At 69.6% G+C, this 21,885-nt stretch carries 19 protein-coding genes, 1 tRNA gene and 3 pseudogenes; 7 read left to right on the top strand and 16 right to left on the bottom strand.

Annotation, left to right across the window (positions count from 1 at the left end):
• Positions 1–99: 99 nt before the first annotated feature.
• Complete coding sequence (locus tag ABCR83_RS11975) at positions 100–978, bottom strand: NmrA/HSCARG family protein (protein WP_462694904.1); 879 nt, start codon at positions 976–978, stop codon at positions 100–102.
• Positions 978–1,913, bottom strand: coding sequence for an EamA family transporter (locus ABCR83_RS11980; protein ID WP_462694905.1), 936 nt, complete (start codon positions 1,911–1,913; stop codon positions 978–980). The genes ABCR83_RS11975 and ABCR83_RS11980 overlap by 1 nt, the downstream gene beginning before the upstream one ends.
• A gap of 79 nt (positions 1,914–1,992) precedes the next feature.
• Here ABCR83_RS11980 and ABCR83_RS11985 point away from each other — a divergent pair, with 79 nt between their 5' ends.
• On the top strand, positions 1,993–2,883 hold the full coding sequence (locus ABCR83_RS11985) for a LysR family transcriptional regulator (protein ID WP_462694906.1): 891 nt from the start codon (positions 1,993–1,995) through the stop codon (positions 2,881–2,883).
• A gap of 119 nt (positions 2,884–3,002) precedes the next feature.
• Positions 3,003–3,542 (top strand): hypothetical protein, encoded by a 540-nt coding sequence (locus tag ABCR83_RS11990; protein WP_462694907.1) that lies wholly within the window; start codon positions 3,003–3,005, stop codon positions 3,540–3,542.
• Between the two features lie 9 nt (positions 3,543–3,551).
• Here the strand turns inward: ABCR83_RS11990 and ABCR83_RS11995 are convergent, their stop codons facing one another.
• From ABCR83_RS11995 to ABCR83_RS12005, 3 genes and pseudogenes are all read right to left on the bottom strand, one after another.
• Positions 3,552–4,013, bottom strand: a complete 462-nt coding sequence (locus ABCR83_RS11995; protein WP_462694908.1) for a GNAT family N-acetyltransferase — start codon at positions 4,011–4,013, stop codon at positions 3,552–3,554.
• Positions 4,003–4,371 (bottom strand): annotated as a pseudogene (locus ABCR83_RS12000) (response regulator transcription factor); the annotation flags it as partial. The pseudogene ABCR83_RS12000 and the gene ABCR83_RS11995, both read right to left, overlap by 11 nt.
• A 272-nt stretch (positions 4,372–4,643) precedes the next feature.
• Positions 4,644–5,357, bottom strand: a pseudogene (locus ABCR83_RS12005) (histidine kinase); the annotation flags it as partial.
• Between the two features lie 111 nt (positions 5,358–5,468).
• Here ABCR83_RS12005 and ABCR83_RS12010 point away from each other — a divergent pair.
• A complete protein-coding gene (locus ABCR83_RS12010) occupies positions 5,469–6,680 on the top strand; it encodes a serine hydrolase domain-containing protein (RefSeq protein ID WP_462694909.1) in 1,212 nt (403 codons plus the stop codon).
• A 68-nt stretch (positions 6,681–6,748) separates the two neighbouring features.
• On the opposite strand, the gene ABCR83_RS12015 is transcribed toward ABCR83_RS12010, so the two are convergent.
• Positions 6,749–7,540, bottom strand: a complete 792-nt coding sequence (locus ABCR83_RS12015) for a MerR family transcriptional regulator (RefSeq protein WP_462694910.1) — start codon at positions 7,538–7,540, stop codon at positions 6,749–6,751.
• 47 nt (positions 7,541–7,587) lie between these two features.
• Between ABCR83_RS12015 and ABCR83_RS12020 the strand changes: the two genes are divergently transcribed.
• Positions 7,588–8,067, top strand: coding sequence for a DUF6194 family protein (locus ABCR83_RS12020; RefSeq protein WP_462694992.1), 480 nt, complete (start codon positions 7,588–7,590; stop codon positions 8,065–8,067).
• A gap of 233 nt (positions 8,068–8,300) precedes the next feature.
• Here the strand turns inward: ABCR83_RS12020 and ABCR83_RS12025 are convergent.
• Positions 8,301–9,128: pseudogene (locus ABCR83_RS12025) on the bottom strand (Mu transposase C-terminal domain-containing protein); the annotation flags it as partial.
• Positions 9,129–9,191: 63 nt separating this feature from the next.
• Positions 9,192–10,025 (bottom strand): NAD(P)H-binding protein, encoded by an 834-nt coding sequence (locus ABCR83_RS12030; RefSeq protein WP_462694911.1) that lies wholly within the window; start codon positions 10,023–10,025, stop codon positions 9,192–9,194.
• A gap of 433 nt (positions 10,026–10,458) precedes the next feature.
• Here ABCR83_RS12030 and ABCR83_RS12035 point away from each other — a divergent pair, with 433 nt between their 5' ends.
• Positions 10,459–10,917 (top strand): hypothetical protein, encoded by a 459-nt coding sequence (locus ABCR83_RS12035; RefSeq protein ID WP_462694912.1) that lies wholly within the window; start codon positions 10,459–10,461, stop codon positions 10,915–10,917.
• Positions 10,917–12,734, top strand: a complete 1,818-nt coding sequence (locus ABCR83_RS12040) for a hypothetical protein (protein ID WP_462694913.1) — start codon at positions 10,917–10,919, stop codon at positions 12,732–12,734. The genes ABCR83_RS12035 and ABCR83_RS12040 overlap by 1 nt, the downstream gene beginning before the upstream one ends.
• A gap of 234 nt (positions 12,735–12,968) precedes the next feature.
• Here the strand turns inward: ABCR83_RS12040 and ABCR83_RS12045 are convergent.
• The 7 genes from ABCR83_RS12045 to galU form a co-directional block, all read right to left on the bottom strand.
• Positions 12,969–13,042: transfer RNA gene (locus tag ABCR83_RS12045), tRNA-Ala, on the bottom strand.
• Positions 13,043–13,141: 99 nt separating this feature from the next.
• Positions 13,142–14,200, bottom strand: coding sequence for a divisome protein SepX/GlpR (gene sepX / locus ABCR83_RS12050; protein ID WP_462694914.1), 1,059 nt, complete (start codon positions 14,198–14,200; stop codon positions 13,142–13,144).
• Between the two features lie 150 nt (positions 14,201–14,350).
• On the bottom strand, positions 14,351–14,971 hold the full coding sequence (locus tag ABCR83_RS12055; protein WP_462694915.1) for a GNAT family N-acetyltransferase: 621 nt from the start codon (positions 14,969–14,971) through the stop codon (positions 14,351–14,353).
• The gene (locus tag ABCR83_RS12060; protein ID WP_462694916.1) at positions 14,968–15,462 is read right to left on the bottom strand and encodes a MogA/MoaB family molybdenum cofactor biosynthesis protein; all 495 of its coding nucleotides are present in this window, start codon (positions 15,460–15,462) and stop codon (positions 14,968–14,970) included. Before ABCR83_RS12060 ends, ABCR83_RS12055 begins: the two co-directional genes overlap by 4 nt.
• Positions 15,459–15,950, bottom strand: coding sequence for a cyclic pyranopterin monophosphate synthase MoaC (gene moaC, locus ABCR83_RS12065; protein WP_462694917.1), 492 nt, complete (start codon positions 15,948–15,950; stop codon positions 15,459–15,461). The genes ABCR83_RS12060 and moaC overlap by 4 nt, the downstream gene beginning before the upstream one ends.
• Positions 15,951–16,016: 66 nt before the next feature.
• Entirely contained in the window at positions 16,017–17,321 is a 1,305-nt protein-coding gene (gene glp, locus ABCR83_RS12070) for a molybdotransferase-like divisome protein Glp (protein WP_462694918.1), read from the bottom strand.
• A gap of 4 nt (positions 17,322–17,325) precedes the next feature.
• A complete protein-coding gene (gene galU / locus ABCR83_RS12075) occupies positions 17,326–18,228 on the bottom strand; it encodes a UTP--glucose-1-phosphate uridylyltransferase GalU (protein ID WP_462694919.1) in 903 nt (300 codons plus the stop codon).
• An 81-nt stretch (positions 18,229–18,309) separates the two neighbouring features.
• Between galU and ABCR83_RS12080 the strand changes: the two genes are divergently transcribed.
• Positions 18,310–18,912 (top strand): 5-formyltetrahydrofolate cyclo-ligase, encoded by a 603-nt coding sequence (locus tag ABCR83_RS12080; protein ID WP_462694920.1) that lies wholly within the window; start codon positions 18,310–18,312, stop codon positions 18,910–18,912.
• Here ABCR83_RS12080 and ABCR83_RS12085 read toward each other — a convergent pair.
• Positions 18,902–21,697, bottom strand: coding sequence for a penicillin acylase family protein (locus tag ABCR83_RS12085; RefSeq protein WP_462694921.1), 2,796 nt, complete (start codon positions 21,695–21,697; stop codon positions 18,902–18,904). The two genes, ABCR83_RS12080 and ABCR83_RS12085, sit on opposite strands and share 11 nt — an antisense overlap.
• Positions 21,698–21,885: the final 188 nt, after the last annotated feature.

Genomic DNA, 21,885 nt, shown 5'->3' on the forward strand with positions numbered 1-21,885 from the left:
TCATACGTGGTTACGCACACCCACCCGACTTTGCGAGCCAGCAGGTGAGGACCCCGGGCGCACAGCCCGTCGTCCCGGGCGAGTTCCACCCGGCCGATGTCACCGGGCGCGGGATCGGGATCGGTACCGGTTCCTGTGCAGCCACGCCTCAAGGGTCAGCAGCTCCGGGTACCGCTTGCGGAGCGCGGCGACATCGGCCTGGTGCCCCTTCTCGTTGAGCCAGTCGTACATGGCCGCCACCTCCTCGGCCTCGGCCCGCAGATCCTCGATCGGCCGCCGCTCGAAGCGAGTCGGTATGCCGTCGACCTTGGTGAACGCCTCGGCGATCTGCCGCACGGTCAGCTCGTCGCCGGCGATCTCGATCTTCTTGCCGATGAACTCGGCCGGCTTGTCGAACGCGTCCGCGGCGATCCGGCCGATATCGGCCAGCGCGATCATCTGCAGCGAGATGTCCGCGTCCAGCGCGATCGAACCGACCCGCTCACCGCCCTCCGCCTCCGGCACCAGGTACGGCCAGTTCTCCATGAAGAAAACCGGCCTCAGCACCGTCGCGGGCACGCCGATGGCCTCGATGTGTGCCTCGATCTCCGCCTTGGTCTCGAAGTGCATGACGCCGGACTTGTACCCGGCAGCGCCAACGGAGCTGTAGACCAGGTGCGCGACACCCATGGCCTTGGCCGCGTCGGCGACGTTCTTGCCCTGCCGCACCTCGACTTCGGGGTGTGGGTCGGCCAAGTCGGCGGGCTGCACACTGAAGACGCCGTGCACGCCCTGCGCCGCCGCGCGCAGCGACTCCGGGTCGTCGAGGTCTCCGGTGACCAGCTCCGCGCCGAGCGCCTTGAGGTCCTTGGCCCCCTGCTTGTCCGGGTCACGGACGAGAGCGCGCACCGCCCGGCCGTTGTCGAGCAGCCTGCGGGCAACGGCGCCGCCCTGGCCGCCAGTCGCACCCGTGACCAGTACGGTCTTTGTGCTCAGCATTATGAGAGTCCTTCCGACGAGGTCATGCGGGCGGGTGCGGGAAGCTGTCCTGCGACGATCGCGGCGAGTGAGAGCCCGAACCCCAGGAGTTGGACCGGGCCGAGTGTCTGGCCGAGCAGGATGGCGCCGAGAACCGCGGCGACCAGTGGCGAGAGCAGGACGAGAACCGCGACAGAGGTGACGGGCAATGAGGTGATGCCGCGGAACCACAGGACATAGGCGATCAGACCGCCGACCAGACCCAGCCAGAGGTAGCCGAGGGCGGCGGTGAGGTTGACGGCCGGAGGTGGCCCCTCGACGAGAAAGGTGACCGGCACCAGGAACAGGCCTCCTGCGGTGAGCTGCCAGCCGGCAAAAGCGGTGGGACTGGCCTCCACGGGACGTCCCCAGCGCTTGGTGAGCGTCACCCCGAGCGCCATCGAGGCCGCGCTCGCAAGGCCCGCCGCGATCCCGGCGATGTCGAGTGCCGCGTTCGGCCCGATCACCACCAGGCCGACGCCGACCAGGCCGACTGCTCCCCAGGCGATGCGCCAGGCGGAGGGGCGCTCATGCAGGACGGCCACGGCCAGAGCGGCGACGATGAGCGGCTGGGCCGCCGCCAGGGTGGCCGCCACGCCCCCGGGCAGGCGCTCGGCCGCGATGAACAGCAGGGGAAAGCACAGGCCGATATTCAGTACCCCGAGTGCTGCGGCTTTCCCCCACCACGCTCCGCGCGGCAAGGTCCGGGTGACCGCCAGCGCGATCAGGCCGGCGGGCAACGCACGCAGGAGTCCCGCAAACAACGGGTGTCCCTGCGGGAGAAACTCGGTGGTGACGACATATGTCGTGCCCCACACCATGGGAGTGAACGCCGTCAGGGCGGCGCGAGGCAGATTTCCGCGGGGAGCACCGTCACCGGCTCCGCCGGAAGCCCTTTGTACTGCTGGACTTGGCATGCCCGCAGTCTCATCCAGCAGCGATCAATGAGTCCAACACATGTTTGTCACCTCATCGATCTCAATACAAGATAGATTCATGGATCTCCAGCAGATGCGCTACGTCGTCGCCGTCGCCGAGACGAACAGCTTCACCCGGGCCGCCGAACGATGTCTGGTCGTCCAGTCCGCTCTCAGCCATCAAATCGCGCGCCTGGAACGGGAACTGGGCGCGAGACTCTTCGAGCGCACCAGCCGCCGGGTGCGTCTGACAGCGGCCGGTGCGGCGTTCCTCCCCGCCGCCCGGCAGTGTCTGGACGCCGCCGAGCGCGCGTCCGCCGAGGTCGCCGCGGCTGTCGGAGAGGTCCGCGGACGGCTCACCGTGGGCCTGATCCCTACCGTCGCCGCGGTCGATATCCCGGGTGCGCTGAGCGACTTCCGCCGGCAGTACCCGCAGGTGCGCATCGGCCTGCGGGTGGGCGCGAGCGAGGACCTCGTCGAGCAGATCAGGCAGGGAGCCATCGACGTGGCTTTCCTCGGGCTGCCGACCACAGCGCGGCTTCAAGGTGTCGCCGCCCACGAACTCGCCCGTGACCGACTCGTCGCCGTGGTCGCGCCGGACCATCCACTCGCCGACGAACCCGAGGTCAGCCTTCACAGGCTTTCCTCCGAGGTATTCGTGGACCTTCCGGCCGGGACGGCCGGACGTGCCCAATCCGACCAAGCCTTCTCAGCCGCCGGCCTCAGCCGCGATGTCGCCTTCGAAGTGACCACCGTCGACTTCATCATGGCTCGATTGGTCAGGCAGGGCCTCGGCATCGCCATGCTCCCCTCCGCCTACGTGACCCAGCTCACCGGCGTAACCACCATCGAGGTCACCGACCCGCCGGCCCGCGTCGAATACGTCATCTGGAGCCGCGCCGGCCGCACACCCGCGGCGACCGCCTTCCTCGACCTTCTCGACATCCCGGCCATGCCCGGCACGGAATGAAACCCTTTGTCCGGCGCCGCCGTTACGAGGTGGGAACCGTGACAGGCAGGACAGAAAGGGGCTTGGTCTGAGTAGGGATACTCATGCGGCATGCGGCCGGGGGCGGGAGGATGCCGGGCATGCGGATATGGAGTGCGCTTGCCTGTTCGGCGGCCGTCGCGGTGTCGGTGTTGGGGATAGCCGGATGCGGGGCACTGGACGATGACAACCTGTTCAAGAACCTCAATCCGACGGTCGACTCCACGCCTTCGGCGGAGCGGTCGCCGTCTGCAGGGCCACGGCAGGTGGACCCGGAGGTTCCCAACTACTGGGACAACAACCGGCACAAGTGGCCGCAGGACATAAGCCCCGAGGACGAGGCGGCGGCCAAGCGGATCGCGAGTGTGGTGAAGCCACGGCTGGAGCAATTGCGCGAGCGGGGCAGGATCAGCCCTGGTGAGGTGCGTCCGGTGCTCGAACAGGCCGCCGCCGGACATCACGTGGAGGCGGGGGTCCTCCTGGTGGGTGCGGCGAACAGGAAGACGGATGGCACGGATTACGGGATCTGGGTGGGCAGGACGGGCTGTGTGACCGGTGCGGTGAACCGGGAGAGGGTGTGGGCCCATGTGAACGGCCGCTACATCGAGCACGGTTGCCTCACACCGCCGATCGGCCACTGAACACCCCCTTCAGCGCTCTTGGCGGAGTACAAGCATGGTGTGCTCATGCTCGCCGTGTCGTACCGTCTCGATGCGTTGGAAGCCGCACTTTTCCAACAGCCGTACTGAGCCGGTGTTCCCGGTGAAGGGATCCGCGAAGAGCGGGCGGGTCGTTTCCCGTTTCAGGAAGAGCGTCAGCGCTTCGGTTCCGATGCCCCGGCCCCAGTACTGGGGACCGAACCAGTAGCCGATGAAGCGCCTGTGCTGGTCCCACCAGGCCACGATGTGCCCGGCCGTTTCGCCATTCACTGTGACGGTCTGCACGAAACCGGTTGGATCTCCCAGTACCTTCGTGGCCCAGTGGGTCATGAAGGCCTCCCTCTCTCGGGGAGTGAACTTCGAGCGCCGGACGGCCTCTGCATCGTGTTCGTAGTCGAGGAACACTTCCAGATCGGCTTGCTCCACGTCCCTGAGCCCCACGTCATATGTCATGACCAGCGAGTCTGGCACGAGGCACCGACAATCCGGGGCTCGCGTCCAGATAGGTGAGGACGGCGAGCACCCGGCGGTGACCGGCGTCGGCGGCGGCCAGGCCCAGCTTGGCGAAGATGTTGCCGATGTGCTTGTGCACCGCGTTGTCCGACACCCGCAGACGCGCGGCGATGGTCGCGTTGTCGAGGCCCTCGGCCATCAGACCGAGGACCTGCCGCTCACGTGTGGTCAGCGTCGTCAGAGGATCGTCCCGACGACGGACGACCTGCGCGATGACCTCGGCGTCGAGCGCCATGCCGCCCGCTGCGACCTTGCGCAGGGCGTCGATGAACTCGGCGACCCGGCCAGCCCGGTGCCTCCCGCCTCGTCGGCGCCGCCCGTCCCGTCGTCGGTGATCCGAATCCGCAGGCAGCCGTCCTTGCGTTCGACAGCGACCGTGGCGGCGGATGCCCTACTGTGCTTGGCCGCATTGGTCAGCGCCTCGACGACCGTGAAGTAGGCGACCGTCTCGACCGCAGCAGGCAGGTCGCCCAGCTCACCCATATCGAGCCGGGCAGGCACGCCCGACCGTGCGACGACCGCGCTCAACGCCCCGGACAGCCCCCGGTCGGCGAGGATCGGCGGGTAGATCGTGCGCACCACGCCGCGGAGTTCGGCCAGCGCGGCCTCGGCGCTCGCGTGTGCGCGTTCGATCAGCCCCTCGGCCGTGTCCGGTTCCTCGCGCACCGCCTCCCGTGCCAGGGCGAGTTCCATCGTCATCGCGACCAGCCGGCCTTGTGTGCCGTCGTGCAGGTCCCGCTCGATCCTTCGCAGTTCCGCGCCGTGCGCGTCGAGGACGTCCGCCCGGGTCCGCGTCAGCGTCGCCGTGCGAAGCGCCAACCGCTCCGCCCGTGACGGCGCGAGGAGACGAGTCTGCGCACGCGCGAGCGGCGGCAGCACGAAGCACGCCACAGCGCCGAGGCCGACGACCTGAACGATGCCGAGGGACAGTGCGCCACCCCAGCCGTCGATCGGCACGTCGATCCACAACCGCGGGCGGTTCGCGGGCGGAATCGCCCACCAGACGGTCATGCCGATCACGCCGACGATGATGTTGCCGACAACCAGCAGCGCCAGGAGGCCCGTCGGCACGCCTGTCAACGCGTTGATCGCCAGCCAACGACGCGTGGTCGGCGACGAGTCGCTCGGTATGCCGAGCCATCGCCGGGCGGCGGACCGCCGACGGTCCGCCCAGTTGACCACCGCCCCCGGGTGGGGGAGGAAGAGGAGACCACCGAGCGCGGCAACCAGATTGCCGAGCAGATAGGCGCAGGCACGCAAGGCGTTTGCTCCATACACATACATGGCGGTCAGTATGCGGACAGGTGCACGATCCCCGCAGTACAGCTGGCTGTACCGGAACACCTCCAGCCAGTGGTATCGGCGGCCGACTCGGCGCCGCCTAGCTTCCCAGCCATGAGAAACCACCTCCACGCCGTTCCACTGACGCCGGCGTTGAGCGCCACCGCAGCCGCCGTCCTGATCGCTCCGCCCGCCGCGGGCACGGGGGCCACACCACCCTGCTCCTCGACCGCCATCGGCAACACAGCAACGCGCAACACCGCCAACAGCTTCGACGTACCCGACTACCCGCATCTGCGCCGCAATGCCGAGGCGGTATCGGCCCTGGGAATCCCGGCTGTTCAGGCGAGGGCGACGACACATGACGCCACCTGCGCCGCGCGCGTCGGCGTCGCCGATGTGCGCACCGGACGTCCGATCCCCGTCGATGGCGCGTTCCGCATCGCCAGCACGTCCAAGGCCTTCACCGCGACCGTGGTCCTCCAACTCGTCGGCGAGGGACGCCTGGGGCTCGACGACCGGGTCGAACGATGGCTGCCCAAGATCATGGCCGGCCGCCCGATCACGATCCGGCAGCTGCTCCAGCACACCGCAGGCCTGCAGGACGCCCTCCCGTCGTGGAATTCAAAGGCGGAGTACCTGGAAATGCGCCACCAGCGTTACTCCACACGGGAGTTGGTGGCACGTGGGGTGGCCCTGCCGCAGCTCTTCGAGCCCGGCGAAGGCTGGGCGTACTCCAACACCGGCTATATGATTGCCGAACTGCTCATCGAACGCATCACCGGGCAGCCGTGGTACCGCGAGTTCGACCGCCGCATCTTCCGGCCGCTGGGCATGCGGCACACCCACTGGCCCGGGACCTCGCCGGAGATCCGGCTGCCGCATGCCAAGCAGTACCAGCGCTTCGACGGCGAACTCGTCGACGTCACCTCCCAGATCCCCGCCTACGCGGCGGGCGGCATCGTCTCCACCACTCACGATCTCGACGTCTTCTTCCGGGCACTCCTCGGCGGACGCATCCTGCGCCCCGCAGAATTGGCCGCGATGAAGACCACCCGGCCGGTCAGCCCCAAGATCGAGGCGATCTGGCCCGACGGCCGATACGGCCTCGGACTGGTCTCCCGACCGCTGCCCGGCGGCGGTCGCTACTGGGGCCACGACGGCGGCGACTCGGGCTCCATCGTGACCGTCGGCGTCACCGAAGACGGTCGACGAGGGGCGGTGGTCTCCATGAATTTCGCACTCGACGGGAGCACGCCTGAAATGCTCTCCCAACAGCGCGCCGCCGACAAGGTCATCACCGACGCGCTCCGCCCACCCCGCTAGGGGCGTTCTCGGCGCCGCCGATCCGCCGCCACATCGTCCGGCGAAACCGCCACGCTGACGACCAACGCCTACGAGCCGTGGCCGCCAGGGCAGACGTTGCCTGATACGGACTGGGTCGTCGTCGGTTCCTGGGCGGCCATGACGACGGCTGCCAGGTCTGCGCCCGCTCGGAGCAGCGCTACGGTTCGTGCGGCGATCTGGTCAAGACGTTGTTGCAGGATGCGTCGGATCTCTCCCCGGCCGTCGAGCCGGGGCAGGGAACCCATGATCTCGCGCACTGCGGGAATGCCGTAACCGGTGCTGCGAAGGGCCGCGACGATTCGGGCCGCTCCGATCGCTGAAAGGCCGTAGCGACGTGCTCGCAATGACGTCACTCGCTCGGGGATGACAAGCCCTTCCTGCTCCCAGAACCGCAGGGTCGAGGGACGCACACCGAGCGCTCCGGCGAGCTCCGTGATCGTCATCGCGTCACTCTCCTGCTCGGACTCGGGTGTGTCCGCTTCGTCCTGGACCGCACGCAGCGCTTGTTGGGCGCGCAGGGCCTCGTCTCGTTCCCGCGCGAGCTGAACGTGCACCGCGTTGATCGCCGCGGCTGCCGTCGCGATCGTCGCTGTTCGCAGCTCCGCGAGCATCTGCCGGGCCGCGACAGGCCCAACAGCACCCGCAAGCCCCCGATACGCACGAAGAGCGTGCACATGGACAGGCGTATAGGAACGGTAACCGTTGCCCGACCGAGCGGCTGAGGGAATGACCCCCAGCCGCTCCAGGTCGCGAACCTGTTGCAACGAGTACCCCGACTCCCTGGCGACGTCGACTGTCCTGAGCAGTACTTGTTGGGAACCGCTCAAGGTCTCGCCCACCAGCCAACCCCACATAAGCACTTGAAGGTGATGCTTGAACCATGAGTATGGAACACATCATCACGACCGTGCGAGGCTTCGACGGCGCGCTCGTGCTTGTCCCGGAACCGGGAGGCGACTTCCCCGAGCCGGCTTGGGGGGATGCATTCTTCTACTACGCCCCCGACGGTCAGCTGCCTGGGAACGGCCAGCCCTACGGGACGATCGTCACCAAGGACTACCCCGACGACGCCGCTTCCGACCTTGACCCTCCGGGCCGCTGGCGTGTGAACATCCACGTCGCCCCTGCGACGTTCCAGGAGCTCACCGGGGAGGAGCCACGCAGCCTCAGACGCCCTCGCGACCACACAGCCGCCGACAGTGTGATGCCGCACCCGGTATACGGCGCGCTCGGCTGGATCTCCGTCGTCAATCCCGGTGAGAGGACAACGGACACAGTTGTGCAGCTTCTGCGCGGTGCCCACGACGCCGCTCGTGCCCGGTTCGCGCGGCGACACGAACCGGGACAGCCGCTGGAGAACGACTGACACGGCTCCAGATCAAGCGCACTTGACGCTCACGGTGCACACCTGAAAAACCTCACTCCCTCAGATCGCCGAGCACCTGACCCACGCGCACGACAACAACAGAGCAGCGCCACCAGCTCCGGCCACCCGGGGCCCGCCCCCCTGCCCGCACAGCGGCAAGTCGACGCGTCAGAAGGCTTCCACCCCCACCCGCCATCCACCACCCCGAACACGCATCGAACGAACCCCAGGAACACAGCCTGGGCGAGTTCCTCCTCGGTCACCTTGGGCAGCTGATGGCTGACGTGGTCCCAGGCCAGGTCGCCGAACGGAACCGGGGCTCGGTGCAGGAACTTCCAGGTGGCCTTGACCCAGCCGCCTTCCCCGCGGTGGTCGCGGACCCAAACGTAAGAGGCGTCGTAGAGGTCGCGGTGGACCTCCCAGAGCCCGCGCTTGGCGGTGACGCCGGAGTCACGTCGGCGCATCGGACCGAGCTCGGGGCTGTCGTAGGTGCGGTTGTTGATCCGGATGCCGTAGGAGTTGACGGCCCGCCAGGCCGCGGGCAGGAGCTCGACGTAGTCCTCGCCGCTGAGCGCGACCGGGACGTAGCCGCAGGCCTCGACCAGGGCTGCGTACTTCTGGTTCGGTGTGAACAGCCGACCCGGGTGGTCTGGGTCCCGCAGGCCGTCGTGCGGCCGGTTCTGCCACTTCGCGACAACCCACTCGTCCAGAAGTTCCTGCAGCTCGGGCAGCGACCACAGGTTCTCCTGCTCGGGGTGCCGACCCCGGCGGTCGGTGTTGCGGCCGGTGAAGCCCGGCAGGAACTGGGCGAACATCCCGGCGACGGTGTCCATCATCTTCTCGATGTGCCCCTTCTGGAAGGGCGCCCCCTTGTGGGTGGGCTGAAAGTCGATCTCCAGGAACCGGCAAGAGGCCCGGAAGTTGCGGGAGATGAATACCTTCCCGTGGTCGCAGACGATGCCCTCTGGGACGATCACCGGCTTCGCGGCCGCGTGCTTCAGCCGCTCGTCCAAGGCCAGCAGTCGGCGGTGAGGCAGCACCGAGCGGGACATCTTCAGCGCGTGTCGGCGTACTCCTGAAAGTGCGCGCCTGAGTACGGATGAACGTGCCCAGGCCCAGGCGATTCAAAGGAACGCGTTGGCGTTCTCCGAGGCCCACTGCTGGAACGGGCGGGCCGGCGTTCCGGTGACCTGTGAAACTGTGTCGCGCACCATCAGCAGCTCGTCGTTCACGTCTCCGCCCGTGACGTCGAGCACCGCGTCCGCGGCCTCGGCCCCGAAGACCGCGGCCATCTGTGCGTGGGCTTGCTGACGGCTGATTTCGGCGAAGGAAACCTCACGGCCCAGCGCTGCCTCAATGGCCTGGACCTGCTGTCGGGCGGTCACCGGCTCTGGACCGGTCAGGGCATACGTGCGTCCCTGGTGGCCGGGCTCGGTCAGTGCCACCCGTGCCACCGACGCGATGTCCGCAGGGTGGATGGTCGGCAACGCGGTCTCGGCGTACGGCGCGCGGACGGTCTCGTGACCTCGGATGGAAGCCGCCCACATCAGGGCGTTCGAGGCGAACTGCGTCGGCCGCAGGATCGTCCAGGCCATGCCGCTCGCCTTGAGCAGTTGCTCCACCGTCAGGTTCTCGCCGGCGGGGCCGAGGTGCGGGTGGGTCTGGACGGTGATGGACGACACCAGCACGACGTGCTGCACACCCGCCTGCCGGGCGGCTTCGAGGATGTCTGCGTCCGGGCCGAGACGCGACACGAGAAACAGCGAGCGCACCCCCTCCAGCGCGGGCTTCAACGACGCCGGCTCCGCGAGGTCGCCCTCCACGGCCTCGACCCCTTCGGGGAAGACGGCCCGTGCGGCATCACGGGTGAGCCCTCTCAGCGGCCCGACACCGCGTGAGTGCAGCTCCTTGAGCAGGGCACTGCCTATGTTTCCGGTGGCTCCGGTCACGAGGATCATGGGCGTGTCTTCCCGTCGTCAGATGATCAAGTAGGCAACACGCTAGAACCTCAACCATGCTTCAGGTCAAGAAGACGCCTGGCGCCATTCCCTCAGCTGGGCATGTACATCCGTACCCGACTGAGCACGTTCACGTGTACGCCGACAACGGGGCTGCCGGTGGATCCGGCGGTGTGGATGCGGTCGGAGACGATCGACGCGTTCATGCTGTCGGGCTGCACAGGCCAGGCCCCAGCGACACTGCAGACCTACCGCTCGTGGCTGCGACGGACCCGCGAAGCACTGGTCTGGGTCCAGCGGGGAGAGGCACCGCCTGTCCGACTGGTCGGCCCCCAGAGGCCCGCATCCTCCCTACGAGGAGGGCGAGTTGGGCAGGCTGCGGGCCTGAGCGGAACTGCTGGGAGGCCGGGCCCGGCTGGACGGGCGGGCGTTGATGGCCCTGACCGCCGGATGCGGCCTGGCCCCCGGCGAGCTGCGTGCTGTCCGGGGCACCGACATCCGCACGACCCGGTGCAAAGTGGCCTTGGTCCAAGCGCCGTGGCTCAAGCGGCTGGTGGCCTGCCAGGCCGACTGGGAAGACACCCTCTCCGAGCTGGCCGCCATCGCCGGTGACGACTACCTCTTCCGTCCCCGGCGCAAGGTGGCCGCTGCGAAGAACCTGGTCAGCTCCTGGCCGGCCCGGCACCGGCCCCCTGCCGGGCTGCCGCCGGTCTCGGCCCGGCGCCTGCGCTCGACGTGGATCGTGAACCTGCCGGCCTCGGGCATCACACCCACTCTGGTCGCTGAATCGGCTGGCATGACGTCGCTGGCCGCGCTGGCTCCGTACTACCAATGGGTGCCGCCTCTGGCCCCGGACACAGCCGCCCATCTCCTGCGCGGGCGCCGCTCTTGATGCGGCGCCCAGATGATCCGGATGCCGCAGCCCGGCTGCTGCGGCCCCGTCTGCGCCGCAGCGGTCCGGTCCAGATTCCCGACTCCAAAGTCGGGCAGCTGCTGGCCTTGCTGGACCGCTCCGGCGTCCCCCAGGCCCTCGAGAAACTGCTCGAGGGCCGGCCGGGACCTGCCGGGATACGTCCGCGCACCGTGCTGGCCGCGCTGCTGCTGGCCATCTACTACACCGGCCGCGCAACCGTCGCGGATGCCTGGCGGATTACGCACTTCAGTCTGCAACCGCGGGCCCGGGCATGGCTGGACATCCCCGAACACCCGCCACACACCGCACGAGCCCGCATCGCGGCAAGCCGACGCCTTTACCGCGGCCTTGACCGGATCACCACCATCCTCGACCCGGCCCGCTGCGATCGCCGCAAGCGCCTCCCCCTGCACGAAGCCGAGGCACACGCGGCACGGTGGCAGAGCTCGGACGGGCGCCAGGCCGCGGCCGTGCGGCAGCACTTGGCCAACCAGCTTGTCCTGAGCGTGGTCCGCATGGCCCAGCAGCGCGGTCACCTGCGCGGCTGGCACGGCGACGTCGGCGTCGACGCCACCTCCATCCCCGTCCTCGCCGATCACGACTGCGACCGCTCGGGCATGGCCTCGACCGAGATCACCGCGAGCTGGCACTACAACGGCGGTTCCGGCACCGGCATCTTCGGCTACAGCGCCGCCCTGGTCATCGCCGCCCACCGCAGCGACCGCGTCCGCCAGCCCAGGGCATACCCGCAGCTGTGTCTGGGCCTCGTGCTGGACACCCCCACCACCCGCACCGGCCAGAACGCGATCACCGCGCTCACCCAGCTCAAAGCCCTCGGGCTCCCCGCCGGCACCTGCGCGGCCGACCGCGCCTACACCGGCCAGTCGCCGGACAACTTCCAGATCCCCGCCCGCCGGCTCGGCTACCGACTGGTCCTGGACTACAAAGTCGCCGAACGCGGACCCCAGGGAAGCTGGGCCGGCGCCCCGCTGGTCGATGGTTCCTTCCTCTGCCCTCTCACCCCGACCACACTGACCGAGGCCACCACCGGCGCCGACGACAAAGCAGTCCGTATCCGCAGTGCCGAACTCCTCGAACACATCGCCGCACGCGAGCCCTACCACCTCAAGCGCAAGGACGGCCCCGACCACCACGGCACGACCCGCCTGCAGTGTCCCGCCTCCGGACCCTCCCCGTCGGTCAGCTGCCCCCGGCGCGAACGGTTCTGGCCGACCCGCACACGCATATCCACCTTGCCGCCGACCACCGTGGACCTCTCGCAAGCACGCGCCCGCACCCATCACCCTGCAGCGCGGCCCTCGATCCAGCTCCCCGAGGCCGAATACCTCAATCCGCCTCCGGAGAAAGCTCTCCCCGAAGTCTGCAGCGCTTTCGCCATCACCCTGCGAGCCGACGCAGGCATCGGCAGCGGCTTCCTCATCGCCAAGTACCGGCAGGACGAGCACTACCTCAACCCTGCCTGGGACAGCTCCTACAAGCCCATCCGCAGCCACAACGAAGGCGCCAACGGACGCTTCAAGAGCACCGACCTGGACATCGGCAAGCCCAAACACCGGCCCGCCACCGGACAGGTCGCCCAGACCCTCCTGATCGCCCTCATGCTCACCGTCGCGAACCTGACGACCCTTGAGACATGGCTCACCCAACGCACCGGAGACGTCCTCACCAACGACGACTTCGAAGCCCTGGAGCCCGCCGACCTCAGCCTCGACAACACCCACCACCCGGACAACCGCGGCCCCGGAATCAGACCACCGCCCCCGGCATCTCCCTAACCCGCGAACCACACAGGCACATACACCCGTCGGCCGCCAAGCACAGCCGACGGCACAAGCATGCCTTTGCCCGCTGAAACGGCAGCAAGTCCGAACCTGACGACGCCCGAACTCGGCCTCCGCCAGCACCCGGACCTCCCGAACACCCCAGAAACGAGAAGATCCCGTCCGATCAGAGTGATCGGACGGGATCTCGTCAACTGCTCCTGAGCGAACTCAAGAACGGCCCTGCGGTGGACCTGAGGGGATTCGAACCCCTGACCCCCTCGATGCGAACGAGGTGCGCTACCGGACTGCGCCACAGGCCCTTGCAACGAGGGAAACCTTAGCACCCCCATCAGGGTGGTCGGAAATCGCTCCCCCGCCCTCCCCTCGCTGGTCAGCGAGGGGAGCGTCAGCGGTGCGGGTCACTCGTTGGCCGCGCGGGGGCGGTCGTCCTCGGCGTACTGGTCGAAGAGGGGAGTGCGGCCGCGCTCGCGGGGGCGGCGGCGCGGGCGCAGGGCCCGTCGGTCGTCCGCGGGCGGCTTGCCGTCGGCGGTGGGCTCGGCGGCGCTGGAGCGGGTGGAGCTCCAGGTGTCCGGGGCCTCCAGGTCGACGCTGCCGCTCGCACGGGGGGCCACGGGCGCGGTGACATAGGTCGGCAGGGGCACCGGCACCGGCTCCCAGCCCTCGCCGACCCGCCGGTCCCGCTGCTGGTCGACCCACTCCGCGTGATCGGTCTGCTCGACGAGGGCGCGCCGGCCGGCGCTGTGCGCCGAGGGCGCCGGGGGCGCTGCCGGGGCGGGGCCGGGGTGGACGACGGTGTCGGCGACGGGGGCGCCTCCCATCCGTTCAGCGCCGGGGGCGGCGGCGGGCGCGGGACCCGCCGCCTGCCGAGGGTGGGGTCGGCCCTCCCGCAGCCGCTGCGCGGCCAGTTCGGCCTGGCGCTGGTCCATGGTGAAGGCGAACCGTCGCCGCTCCTGGATCCGCAGATAGAAGATGTACGCGCTGAGGAGCGCCGCCGGGACCGCCGGGACCCACAGGAACGCCAGCCCGCCGACGCCCGCGACCACCGCGCCGACCGTGAAGGCGAGGAAGAGCAGCACCGTGGTGCGCCGCCGGCGCGCGAGCACCTTGGAGCGCCGGGCGCGCTCGGCAGGCGTCGGGGAGTGCCCGGACGCGTGCACGCCGGACGGCCGGACGGCGACCGGTTCGGCCGCGGCGTCCGGCTCCGGGGCTCGAGGCGCCGAGGGTGCGTCCTCGACGGGGCCGTCCGGGCCGGGAGCATCGACGGGCGCGCGCCCCTCGCTCTCCTTGGCGTAACGGCGCTCCATACCCGCCCGTCCGGACAGCAGCCGGATGGCGGTGCTGAAGCGTTCCGTCGGACGCGCCTCATTGAGCTCGTCCTGCCTACGGAGCCACATCGGCACCAAGTAGGCGGCCCAGGCCCCGACGATGACTGCGTAGATCAGGCCGCTGCTGCTCACACCGACACGGTAGAGGGGTGCGCGCGGCGGATTCCGCCAATTGGCGCGGTGTGTCGCACGAAGCGGCTGATATCTCGAACTTTTTTTGTGATTGTTGGGTTCACAAGCTTGCGGAAACCGTCAATCGACAGTCAATATCGAACATTTATTTTATTTATCGGTCGATCCTGGCCTGGGCCTGCGCCAGCGGGCCAACAGGCCGTCCGCCGCCTCGTCCGCCGTCAGCGCATAGACGAGGTGGTCGCGCCAGGCGCCGTCGATATGCAGATAGCGCGGCCGCAGCCCCTCCTCGCGAAAGCCGAGTTTCTCCACCACCCGGCGGCTGGGCGCATTCTCCGGGCGGATGCACACCTCGACACGGTGCAGCCCGAGGGTGTGGAAGCAGTGGTCGACGGCCAGGGCCACGGCCGTCGGCATGACCCCCCGGCCGGCCACCGCCTCGTCCACCCAGTAGCCGATGTGGGCCGAGCACATCGAGCCCCAGGTGATCCCCGCCACGGTCAGCTGGCCGGCCAGCTCCCCCTGGTACTCGATCACAAACGGCAGCATGCGACCGGCGTGCGCCTCGGCGCGCAGGTGGCGGACCATCTGCCGGTAGGTGGGCCGCTGGGTGACGGGCCCGCCGGGCGGCGGGGGCGGGACGGTGGCCTCCCAGGGGCGCAGCCAGTCGCGGTTGCGCCGGTTGACCTCCCGCCAGGCGCGCTGGTCGCGCTGCCTGATGGGGCGCAGCACGACATCGCCGTCCGCCAGCTCGACCGGCCAGACGTTCATGCCGGGGTCCGGGAGCCCGGTCTGGGGTGGTCACCGCCGTGCAGTTGCTCCACGGCGTGCACCAGCAGCCGCTCCAGGACGGCCAGGCCGTCCCGGACGCCGCCGGTCGAACCGGGCAGATTGACGATCAGGGTGCGCCCGGCCACCCCGGCCAGCCCCCGGGACAGCGCGGCGGTGGGCACCTTCGCCAGGCCCTCGGCGCGGATGGCCTCGGGGATGCCCGGGATCTCGTAGTCCAGGACCCGCCCGGTGGCCTCCGGGGTGCGGTCGGTGGGCGAGATCCCGGTGCCGCCGGTGGTCAGGACCACGTCGTACGCGGCCTCGACGGCCTCGCGCAGGGCCTGCTCCACCGGGTCCCCGTCGGGGACGACCCGGGGGCCGTCGACGGTGAACCCCAGCCGGGCCAGCCCCTCCGCCAGCAGGGGGCCGCCGCGGTCCGGATAGACCCCGGCCGAGGCCCGGTTGGAGGCGGTGACGACCAGTGCTCTCATGCGCGGCTCCAGTTCCCGGACTTGCCGCCGGTCTTCTCCTCGACCCGGACGTCGGTGATGACGGCACCCTTGTCCACGGCCTTGACCATGTCGACCACCGTGAGGGCGGCGACGCCGACGGCGGTCAGGGCCTCCATCTCCACTCCGGTGCGCCCGGTGGTCTTCACCGTGGCGAGGATCTCCACCGCGTCGTCGGCGACCGACAGGTCCACCGTCACACCGGAGAGGTCCAGCGGGTGACAGAGCGGGATGAGCTCGGGGGTGCGCTTGGCACCCATGATGCCCGCGATGCGGGAGGTGGCGAGCGCATCGCCCTTGGGAACCCCCTCGCCCCGCAGCAGCTCCACCACGCGCGGCGAGACCAGCACCCGCCCGCTCGCCCGGGCGGTGCGGGCGGTGCTGTCCTTGGCTGAGATGTCGACCATGCGCGCCGCGCCCGCATCATCGAGGTGGGTGAGGCGGGCGGGGGGGTCCTGGGCGCTGCTCATCGTTCTCCCGGTCCGGTCCAGTGCGGTCAGGCAGTGGGCAGACACCGTACCCGGAGTGATGAGCGGTCAGTGGAGGAGGATCACGTCGACTTCGGCCCCGGCCGGGAGGGCGGTGGTGTCCTCGGGGACGACGATCAGGGCGTTGGCCCCGGCGAGGGCCTTGACCAGGTGGGAGCCGACGCCGCCGACGGTGCTGACCTCGCCCTCCGTGTGCCGCCCGCGCAGATACTGGCGACGCCCCTTCGGGGACGATTCGACGGCATCGGTGCACACCGCGCGCACGGTGGGGCGGTCGAAGGGGTCGAGTCCCATCAGGGCGCGGATGGCCGGGCGGACGAAGAGTTCGAAGGAGACATAGGAGCTGACCGGGTTGCCCGGCAGCGCGAACAGCGGGGTGTGGTCGGGGCCGATCCGGCCGAAGCCCTGGGGCTTGCCGGGCTGCATGGCCAGCCGGCGGAAGTCGACGCTGCCCTCCTCGGCGGTGAGCCCGGAGAGGGCCTCCTTGACCACGTCATAGGCCCCGGCGCTCACGCCGCCGCTGGTGACCACGGCGTCGGCGCGGACCAGCTGGTCCTCGAGGGTGGAGCGGAGCGTCCCGGGGTCGTCGTCGACCGCGCCCACGCGGTAGGCGAGGGCTCCGGCGTCCCGGGCGCAGGCGGCGAGCACAAAGCTGTTGGAGTCGTGGATGCGGCCGGGGGTGAGCTCCTCCCCGGGCGGGATCAGCTCGCTGCCCGTCGACAGGACGACCACCCGCGGGCGTGGCCGGACCCGCACATCGGCCCGGCCGATGGCCGCCAGCAGCCCGATCTGGGCGGGGCCGAGGACGGTGCCGGCGGCCAGGGCCAGCTCTCCGGCGCCGGCGTCGCTGCCGCGGGCGCGCACATGCGCGCGCGGCTCGACGGGCCGGTGGACCCGGACCTCGCCCGAGACGCCCTCCGCCCCCTCGGGGGGCATGGCGGCGGCGGGGCCGCCGCCCAGGCCGCCGTCCGTCCACTCGACGGGGACCACGGCGTCGGCACCGGGCGGCAGCGGGGCGCCCGTCATGATGCGGGCGGCCTCGCCGGGCCCGACGGCGGGCGGCTCGCCGCCGCCCGCCGCCACCTCGCCGATGACGGTGAGCACCGCCGGGAACTCCTCGCCGGCACCCTCGACATCGACCGTGCGGACCGCATAGCCGTCCATGGAGCTGTTGTCGAAGGGCGGCAGGGCGGCGGGGACGGTGATGTCCTCGACCAGCACACAGCCCTGGGCGTCCAGGAGTTGCAGCTCGATCGGCTCCAACGGGCGGATCCTGCGCAGGATGTCGTCGAGGTGCTCGTCCACCGACCACAAGCGGTCCTGCCCGGTGGCCGTTTCGGCGGTGCTGCTCAAAGCGCTACATCTCCTCGGTGACGTAACTCCGAAGCCAGGCCCGGAAGTCCGGCCCCAGGTCTTCACGTTCGCATGCCAGTCTGACAATGGCACGCAGATAGTCACCACGGTCCCCGGTGTCATAGCGGCGGCCCTTGAAGACCAGGCCGTGCACCGGGCCGCCGAGGCCGGGCTCCGCGGCGAGGGCCTGGAGGGCGTCGGTCAGCTGGATCTCACCGCCGCGGCCGGGCGGGGTCTCCCGCAGCACGTCGAAGACGGCGGGGTCCAGGACATAGCGGCCGATGATCACGTAATTGCTGGGTGCCTCGGCCGGATCGGGCTTCTCCACCAGGCCGGTGACCTCGACGACGTCCTCGGTGTCGGTGGGCTTGAAGGCCGCACAGCCATAGAGGTGGACCTGGGAGGGATCGACCTCCATGAGCGCGATCACGCTGCCGCCGCGCCGCCGCTGGATGTCCACCATGCGCGAGAGCAGCTGGTCACGGGAATCGATCAGGTCGTCGCCCAGCAGCACGGCGAAGGGCTCCCGGCCCACATGCGGCGCGGCGCACAGGATCGCATGGCCCAGGCCCCGGGGGTCGCCCTGCCGCACATAGTGGATGGTGCCCAGGTTGCTGGACTCCTGGACCCGGGCCAGCCGGGACTCGTCGCCCTTGCGCCGCAGGGCCTCCTCCAGCTCGTAGTTGCGGTCGAAGTGGTCCTCGAGCGGGCGCTTGTTACGACCTGTGATCATGAGGACGTCCGACAGCCCCGCCTGCACCGCCTCTTCCACCACGTACTGGATCGCCGGCTTGTCGACGACCGGCAGCATTTCCTTGGGAGTGGCCTTGGTGGCGGGCAGGAAACGGGTACCGAGCCCGGCGGCAGGGATGACAGCCTTGCTGATCCGAGGGCGCGCTTGAGTCATGTGACGAACACTATCCGTTGCTCATGGGCGGAAGATGCGGTTCCACCGAGTATGGACCGAGAAAAGGAGTTTGTACGAACAATGGACAAAACGGACGCCGGCAAGGCCGACTTGCGACGCACCCTGCTCGCCCGGCGGGCCGCCCTCGGCGCCCCCGAGATCGCGGCCGCGCAGCAGGCCCTGGGGCGGCGCGCGCTCGAGCTCCCGGAGCTCACCGCGGCGGACACGGTGGCCGCATATGTCTCGGTGGGCGCCGAACCCGGCACCCGCGCGCTGCTGGAGGCACTGCGGGCACGGGGCGTACGGGTGCTGCTGCCGGTGCTGCTGGCCGACAACGACCTCGACTGGGGCCGCTACCGGGGCCCCGGCCATCTGGTCCGGGCGACCAGGGGCCTGCTGGAGCCGGACGGCGAACGCCTCGGCCCCGACGCGGTGACCGAGGCCCGGGCCGTACTGCTGCCCGGGCTGGCGGTGGACGGACGGGGCATGCGCCTGGGGCGCGGCGGCGGCTCCTACGACCGGGTGCTGGCCCGCCTGGAGCGGGCGGGTGCCGCTCCCGCCCGGATCGTGCTGCTCTACGACGACGAGGTGGTCGCGCGGGTCCCGGCGGAACCGCACGACCACCCCGTGCACGCGGTGGTCACTCCCGGCGGAGTACGCCGGTTCAAAGCCGCTACGGCTTGAGCGTCAGCGTGTCCTCGGTGGCCTTCTTGACCGCGTCCGGACTGTAGGACCAGGGCAGCAGCTCGCCCTTGGCCCACTTGTCGGTCTGGTCGTAGTAGTGGGCGTGGTAGGCGTGCCCGGAGGCGCCGGTGAGGTTGATCCAGCGGGACTTGTCGAGATTGTCGAGGTTGACGACCATCCGCATCGACGGCACCCACACCACCCCGTAGCCGCCCGCCGCGTTCCAGCCGGCCGCGTTGACCGCCGCCTCGCCGCCCGCCAGGTTCCACGGGCCGCGGTTGAGCAGCCAGCGGACGATGGAGGGGCCGTCCTTGCCGAGCGTCTGGTTCTTCAGGTTCAGCTGGTGCAGCCGTCCCCAGCTCCAGGAGTTGACGTCCTTGCCGAGCTTGGAGGTCAGCTCCCAACGGGCGTCCTGCATGGCCCGGTTGAGCAGGTCGTCACGGTTGCGGGCACCGTTGCGGCCGCTGGTCTTCCACCACTCGCTGTCCGGCTTGTCTAGGATGTTGCGCACCACCTCGAACCAGCGGTCGCCGCCGTCCGGCTGCGCCGCGTCCGGCTCGCGCTCACCGCACTCGGTGACCAGGCGGGTCTTGCCGTCCAGGTCCTCCTGCGGACCCGAGTCATTGGCCGGGCGGACCCGCAGGCACTGCCCCTTCACCCGCAGCTCCTTGGGCAGCTTGTTGCCAAAGGCCAGCTTGAGGGTGTTGCGCCAGACCGCGTTGAAGTACGCGGCGGCCGCCGAGTCGGCATCCTGGTTGTAGTTCCAGCCCTGGAGCAGCTTCTGCGCCTCGCGGACGTACTGCGTCTCGCGGTCGTTGGCGGCCTTGACCTTGACCTTGAGCAGGTAGGGCGTCAGCAGCTTGGCGATCTCGCTGCTGTTGTCCATCTGCATCTTCTGCATGTCGTCGGTCGAGATCTTCCCGCCGTCCTTGATCTTCGACTGGATCAGGTTGTTTATCCGCTGGCTGCGGGTGCCGTAACCCCAGTCGGTGGTGAGGTTGTTGGGATACCTCTGGTCGGCGACCGCCTGATTGGCGGTGACGATATAGCCGCGCTTGGGGTTGTAGTCATAGGGCAGCGCGGCCTGCGGGAGGTAGCCCTTCCAGCTGGTCCTGGGGTCCCAGCCGGCCGCGGGCAGCCGGCCGTCGTTGTACTTGGTCCGCACCGGGATCCTGCCGGGCGCCTGGTACCCGATGTTGCCCTTGGTGTCGGCGTAGATCAGGTTCTGGGACGGTACGTCGAAGTCGGCGGCCGCCTTGCGGAACTGGCGGAAGTCCGACGCCTGGTCCAGCGCGAACACGGCGTCCATCGTCCTGCCCGGTTCGAGGGCGGTCCAGCGCAGCGAGACCGCGTAGCCGTCGGACCGGTCCGGCGCCGGGTCCTTGACGGGCGCGTCCTGGCCGACCTTGCCCAGCTCGTCATTGCGGTCGGAGACGATCGGCCCGTTGTTGGTCGAGCGGATGGTGAACTTGCGGTCCTCGCCGCCCGCGACCTTCACGACCTCCTTGGTGGTCTTCAGGGGCTTCTGCTCGCCGTCGTACTGGTAGCTGCCGGAGGTGACCTTCTCCAGGTAGAGGTCGGCGACGTCGGCGCCCAGGTTGGTCATGCCCCAGGCGATGTCCTGGTTGTGCCCGATGACCACGCCCGGCATCCCCGCGAAGGTGTAGCCGGCGACGTCGAACGGGCAGGAGGCGCCGACCTTGTTGCAGTGCAGCCCCATCTGGTACCAGAGCGAGGGCAGCTGGGGCGCCAGGTGCGGGTCATTGGCCAGCAGCGGCTTGCCCGTGGCGGTGTACTTCCCGGCCACCACCCAGGAGTTGGAACCAATGCCATTGCCATTGGAGCCGAGCAGCGCCGGGAACTGGTCGAGGGTCTTGGACAGCGAGGACAGCCCGGTACGCAGCCCGGTGCCCGCCGACCCGCCGGTGGTCGTCCCGGTTCCGGGGCCGGTGCCCGTTCTGCCGGTGCCGGTCCGGGTGCCGGTGGTCTCCGGGGTCTGCGGCTCCGGAGTGCCCTTGGGGTCGAAGGTCTTGGTGAGGGCGTCATAGGAACCGCCCTCGACGACCGGCTTGTTCCGCTCGTACGGATACGGCGGGTAGAGCTCGTTGATCTGCTTGGGGCTCAGCCGGGTCGAGGCGAGCGAGCGGTCGATCTCATCGCTGAGGTTGGCGCGCAGGTCCCAGGCCATGGCCTTGAGCCAGGCGACCGAGTCGACCGGGGTCCACTTCTCGGGCTTGTAGTCGTTCTCGAACTCCAAGGCCGCGTACTCGACCGACAGGTTCTTGCCCTGGTGGCCCTTGAGGTAGGCGTTGACGCCGTCGGAGTAGGCCTGCAGGTACTTCTTGGTGGCCGGCGAGAGCTTGGTCTCGTACTCCTGCTCCGCGACCTTCCGCCAGCCCATGGTCCGGACGAAGACATCGGTCTCCACCTGCCCGGAGCCGAACATCTCGGAGAGCCGTCCCGCCGTCAGATGCCTGCGGACGTCCATCTCCCAGAACCGGTCCTGGGCCTGGACGAAACCCTGGGCGCGGAAGAGGTCCTCGGCGTTGTCCGCGTAGATCTGCGGGATCCCATTGCCGTCCCGGGCCACCTTGACCGGTCCGGACAGGCCCGCCAGCTTGAGCGTGCCGGTGGTCTCCGGGAAGGAGGCCCGCACGGTGCTGACGCTCCAGTACGCGCCGTAGCCGACACCCGCCACCAGCAGCAGCACAAGGGTGATCACGAGCAGGCGGGCGCGTCGCCCCTTCTTTTTCTTGCCGGAAGGGCCGGTCTTGTTGGCGGGCATCGCTGTCCTTCGCGGGGCAGGGTGGTCCTGGAGTGCTGGAAGCAACCATAGGCGCAGGGCACCCGGCGGCCGGACGCGGAGTCACCGCCGGGGCTTCGGCCAGGACCGTGCCCGCCGACACCCGGCGTTAAGAACCCGTAAAATATTAGATGAGGAAATGAAGTTCCCGTCGGCTGAAGGAACGTTCC

The sequence above is a fragment of the Streptomyces xingningensis genome (genome assembly GCF_054957865.1).

Coding starts and splice junctions, on each gene's coding strand:
- galU (WP_462694919.1), bottom strand. CDS start 18,228: ATGACTCAAGCGCGCCCTCGGATCAGCAAGGCTGTCATCCCTGCCGCC.
- ABCR83_RS11990 (WP_462694907.1), top strand. CDS start 3,003: ATGCGGATATGGAGTGCGCTTGCCTGTTCGGCGGCCGTCGCGGTGTCG.
- ABCR83_RS12085 (WP_462694921.1), bottom strand. CDS start 21,697: ATGCCCGCCAACAAGACCGGCCCTTCCGGCAAGAAAAAGAAGGGGCGA.
- ABCR83_RS12020 (WP_462694992.1), top strand. CDS start 7,588: ATGGAACACATCATCACGACCGTGCGAGGCTTCGACGGCGCGCTCGTG.
- ABCR83_RS11975 (WP_462694904.1), bottom strand. CDS start 978: ATGCTGAGCACAAAGACCGTACTGGTCACGGGTGCGACTGGCGGCCAG.
- ABCR83_RS12030 (WP_462694911.1), bottom strand. CDS start 10,025: ATGATCCTCGTGACCGGAGCCACCGGAAACATAGGCAGTGCCCTGCTC.
- ABCR83_RS12080 (WP_462694920.1), top strand. CDS start 18,310: ATGGACAAAACGGACGCCGGCAAGGCCGACTTGCGACGCACCCTGCTC.
- ABCR83_RS12060 (WP_462694916.1), bottom strand. CDS start 15,462: ATGAGAGCACTGGTCGTCACCGCCTCCAACCGGGCCTCGGCCGGGGTC.
- ABCR83_RS12010 (WP_462694909.1), top strand. CDS start 5,469: ATGAGAAACCACCTCCACGCCGTTCCACTGACGCCGGCGTTGAGCGCC.
- ABCR83_RS12035 (WP_462694912.1), top strand. CDS start 10,459: ATGGCCCTGACCGCCGGATGCGGCCTGGCCCCCGGCGAGCTGCGTGCT.
- moaC (WP_462694917.1), bottom strand. CDS start 15,950: ATGAGCAGCGCCCAGGACCCCCCCGCCCGCCTCACCCACCTCGATGAT.
- ABCR83_RS11995 (WP_462694908.1), bottom strand. CDS start 4,013: ATGACATATGACGTGGGGCTCAGGGACGTGGAGCAAGCCGATCTGGAA.
- ABCR83_RS11980 (WP_462694905.1), bottom strand. CDS start 1,913: ATGCCAAGTCCAGCAGTACAAAGGGCTTCCGGCGGAGCCGGTGACGGT.
- ABCR83_RS12040 (WP_462694913.1), top strand. CDS start 10,917: ATGCGGCGCCCAGATGATCCGGATGCCGCAGCCCGGCTGCTGCGGCCC.
- ABCR83_RS11985 (WP_462694906.1), top strand. CDS start 1,993: ATGGATCTCCAGCAGATGCGCTACGTCGTCGCCGTCGCCGAGACGAAC.
- ABCR83_RS12055 (WP_462694915.1), bottom strand. CDS start 14,971: ATGAACGTCTGGCCGGTCGAGCTGGCGGACGGCGATGTCGTGCTGCGC.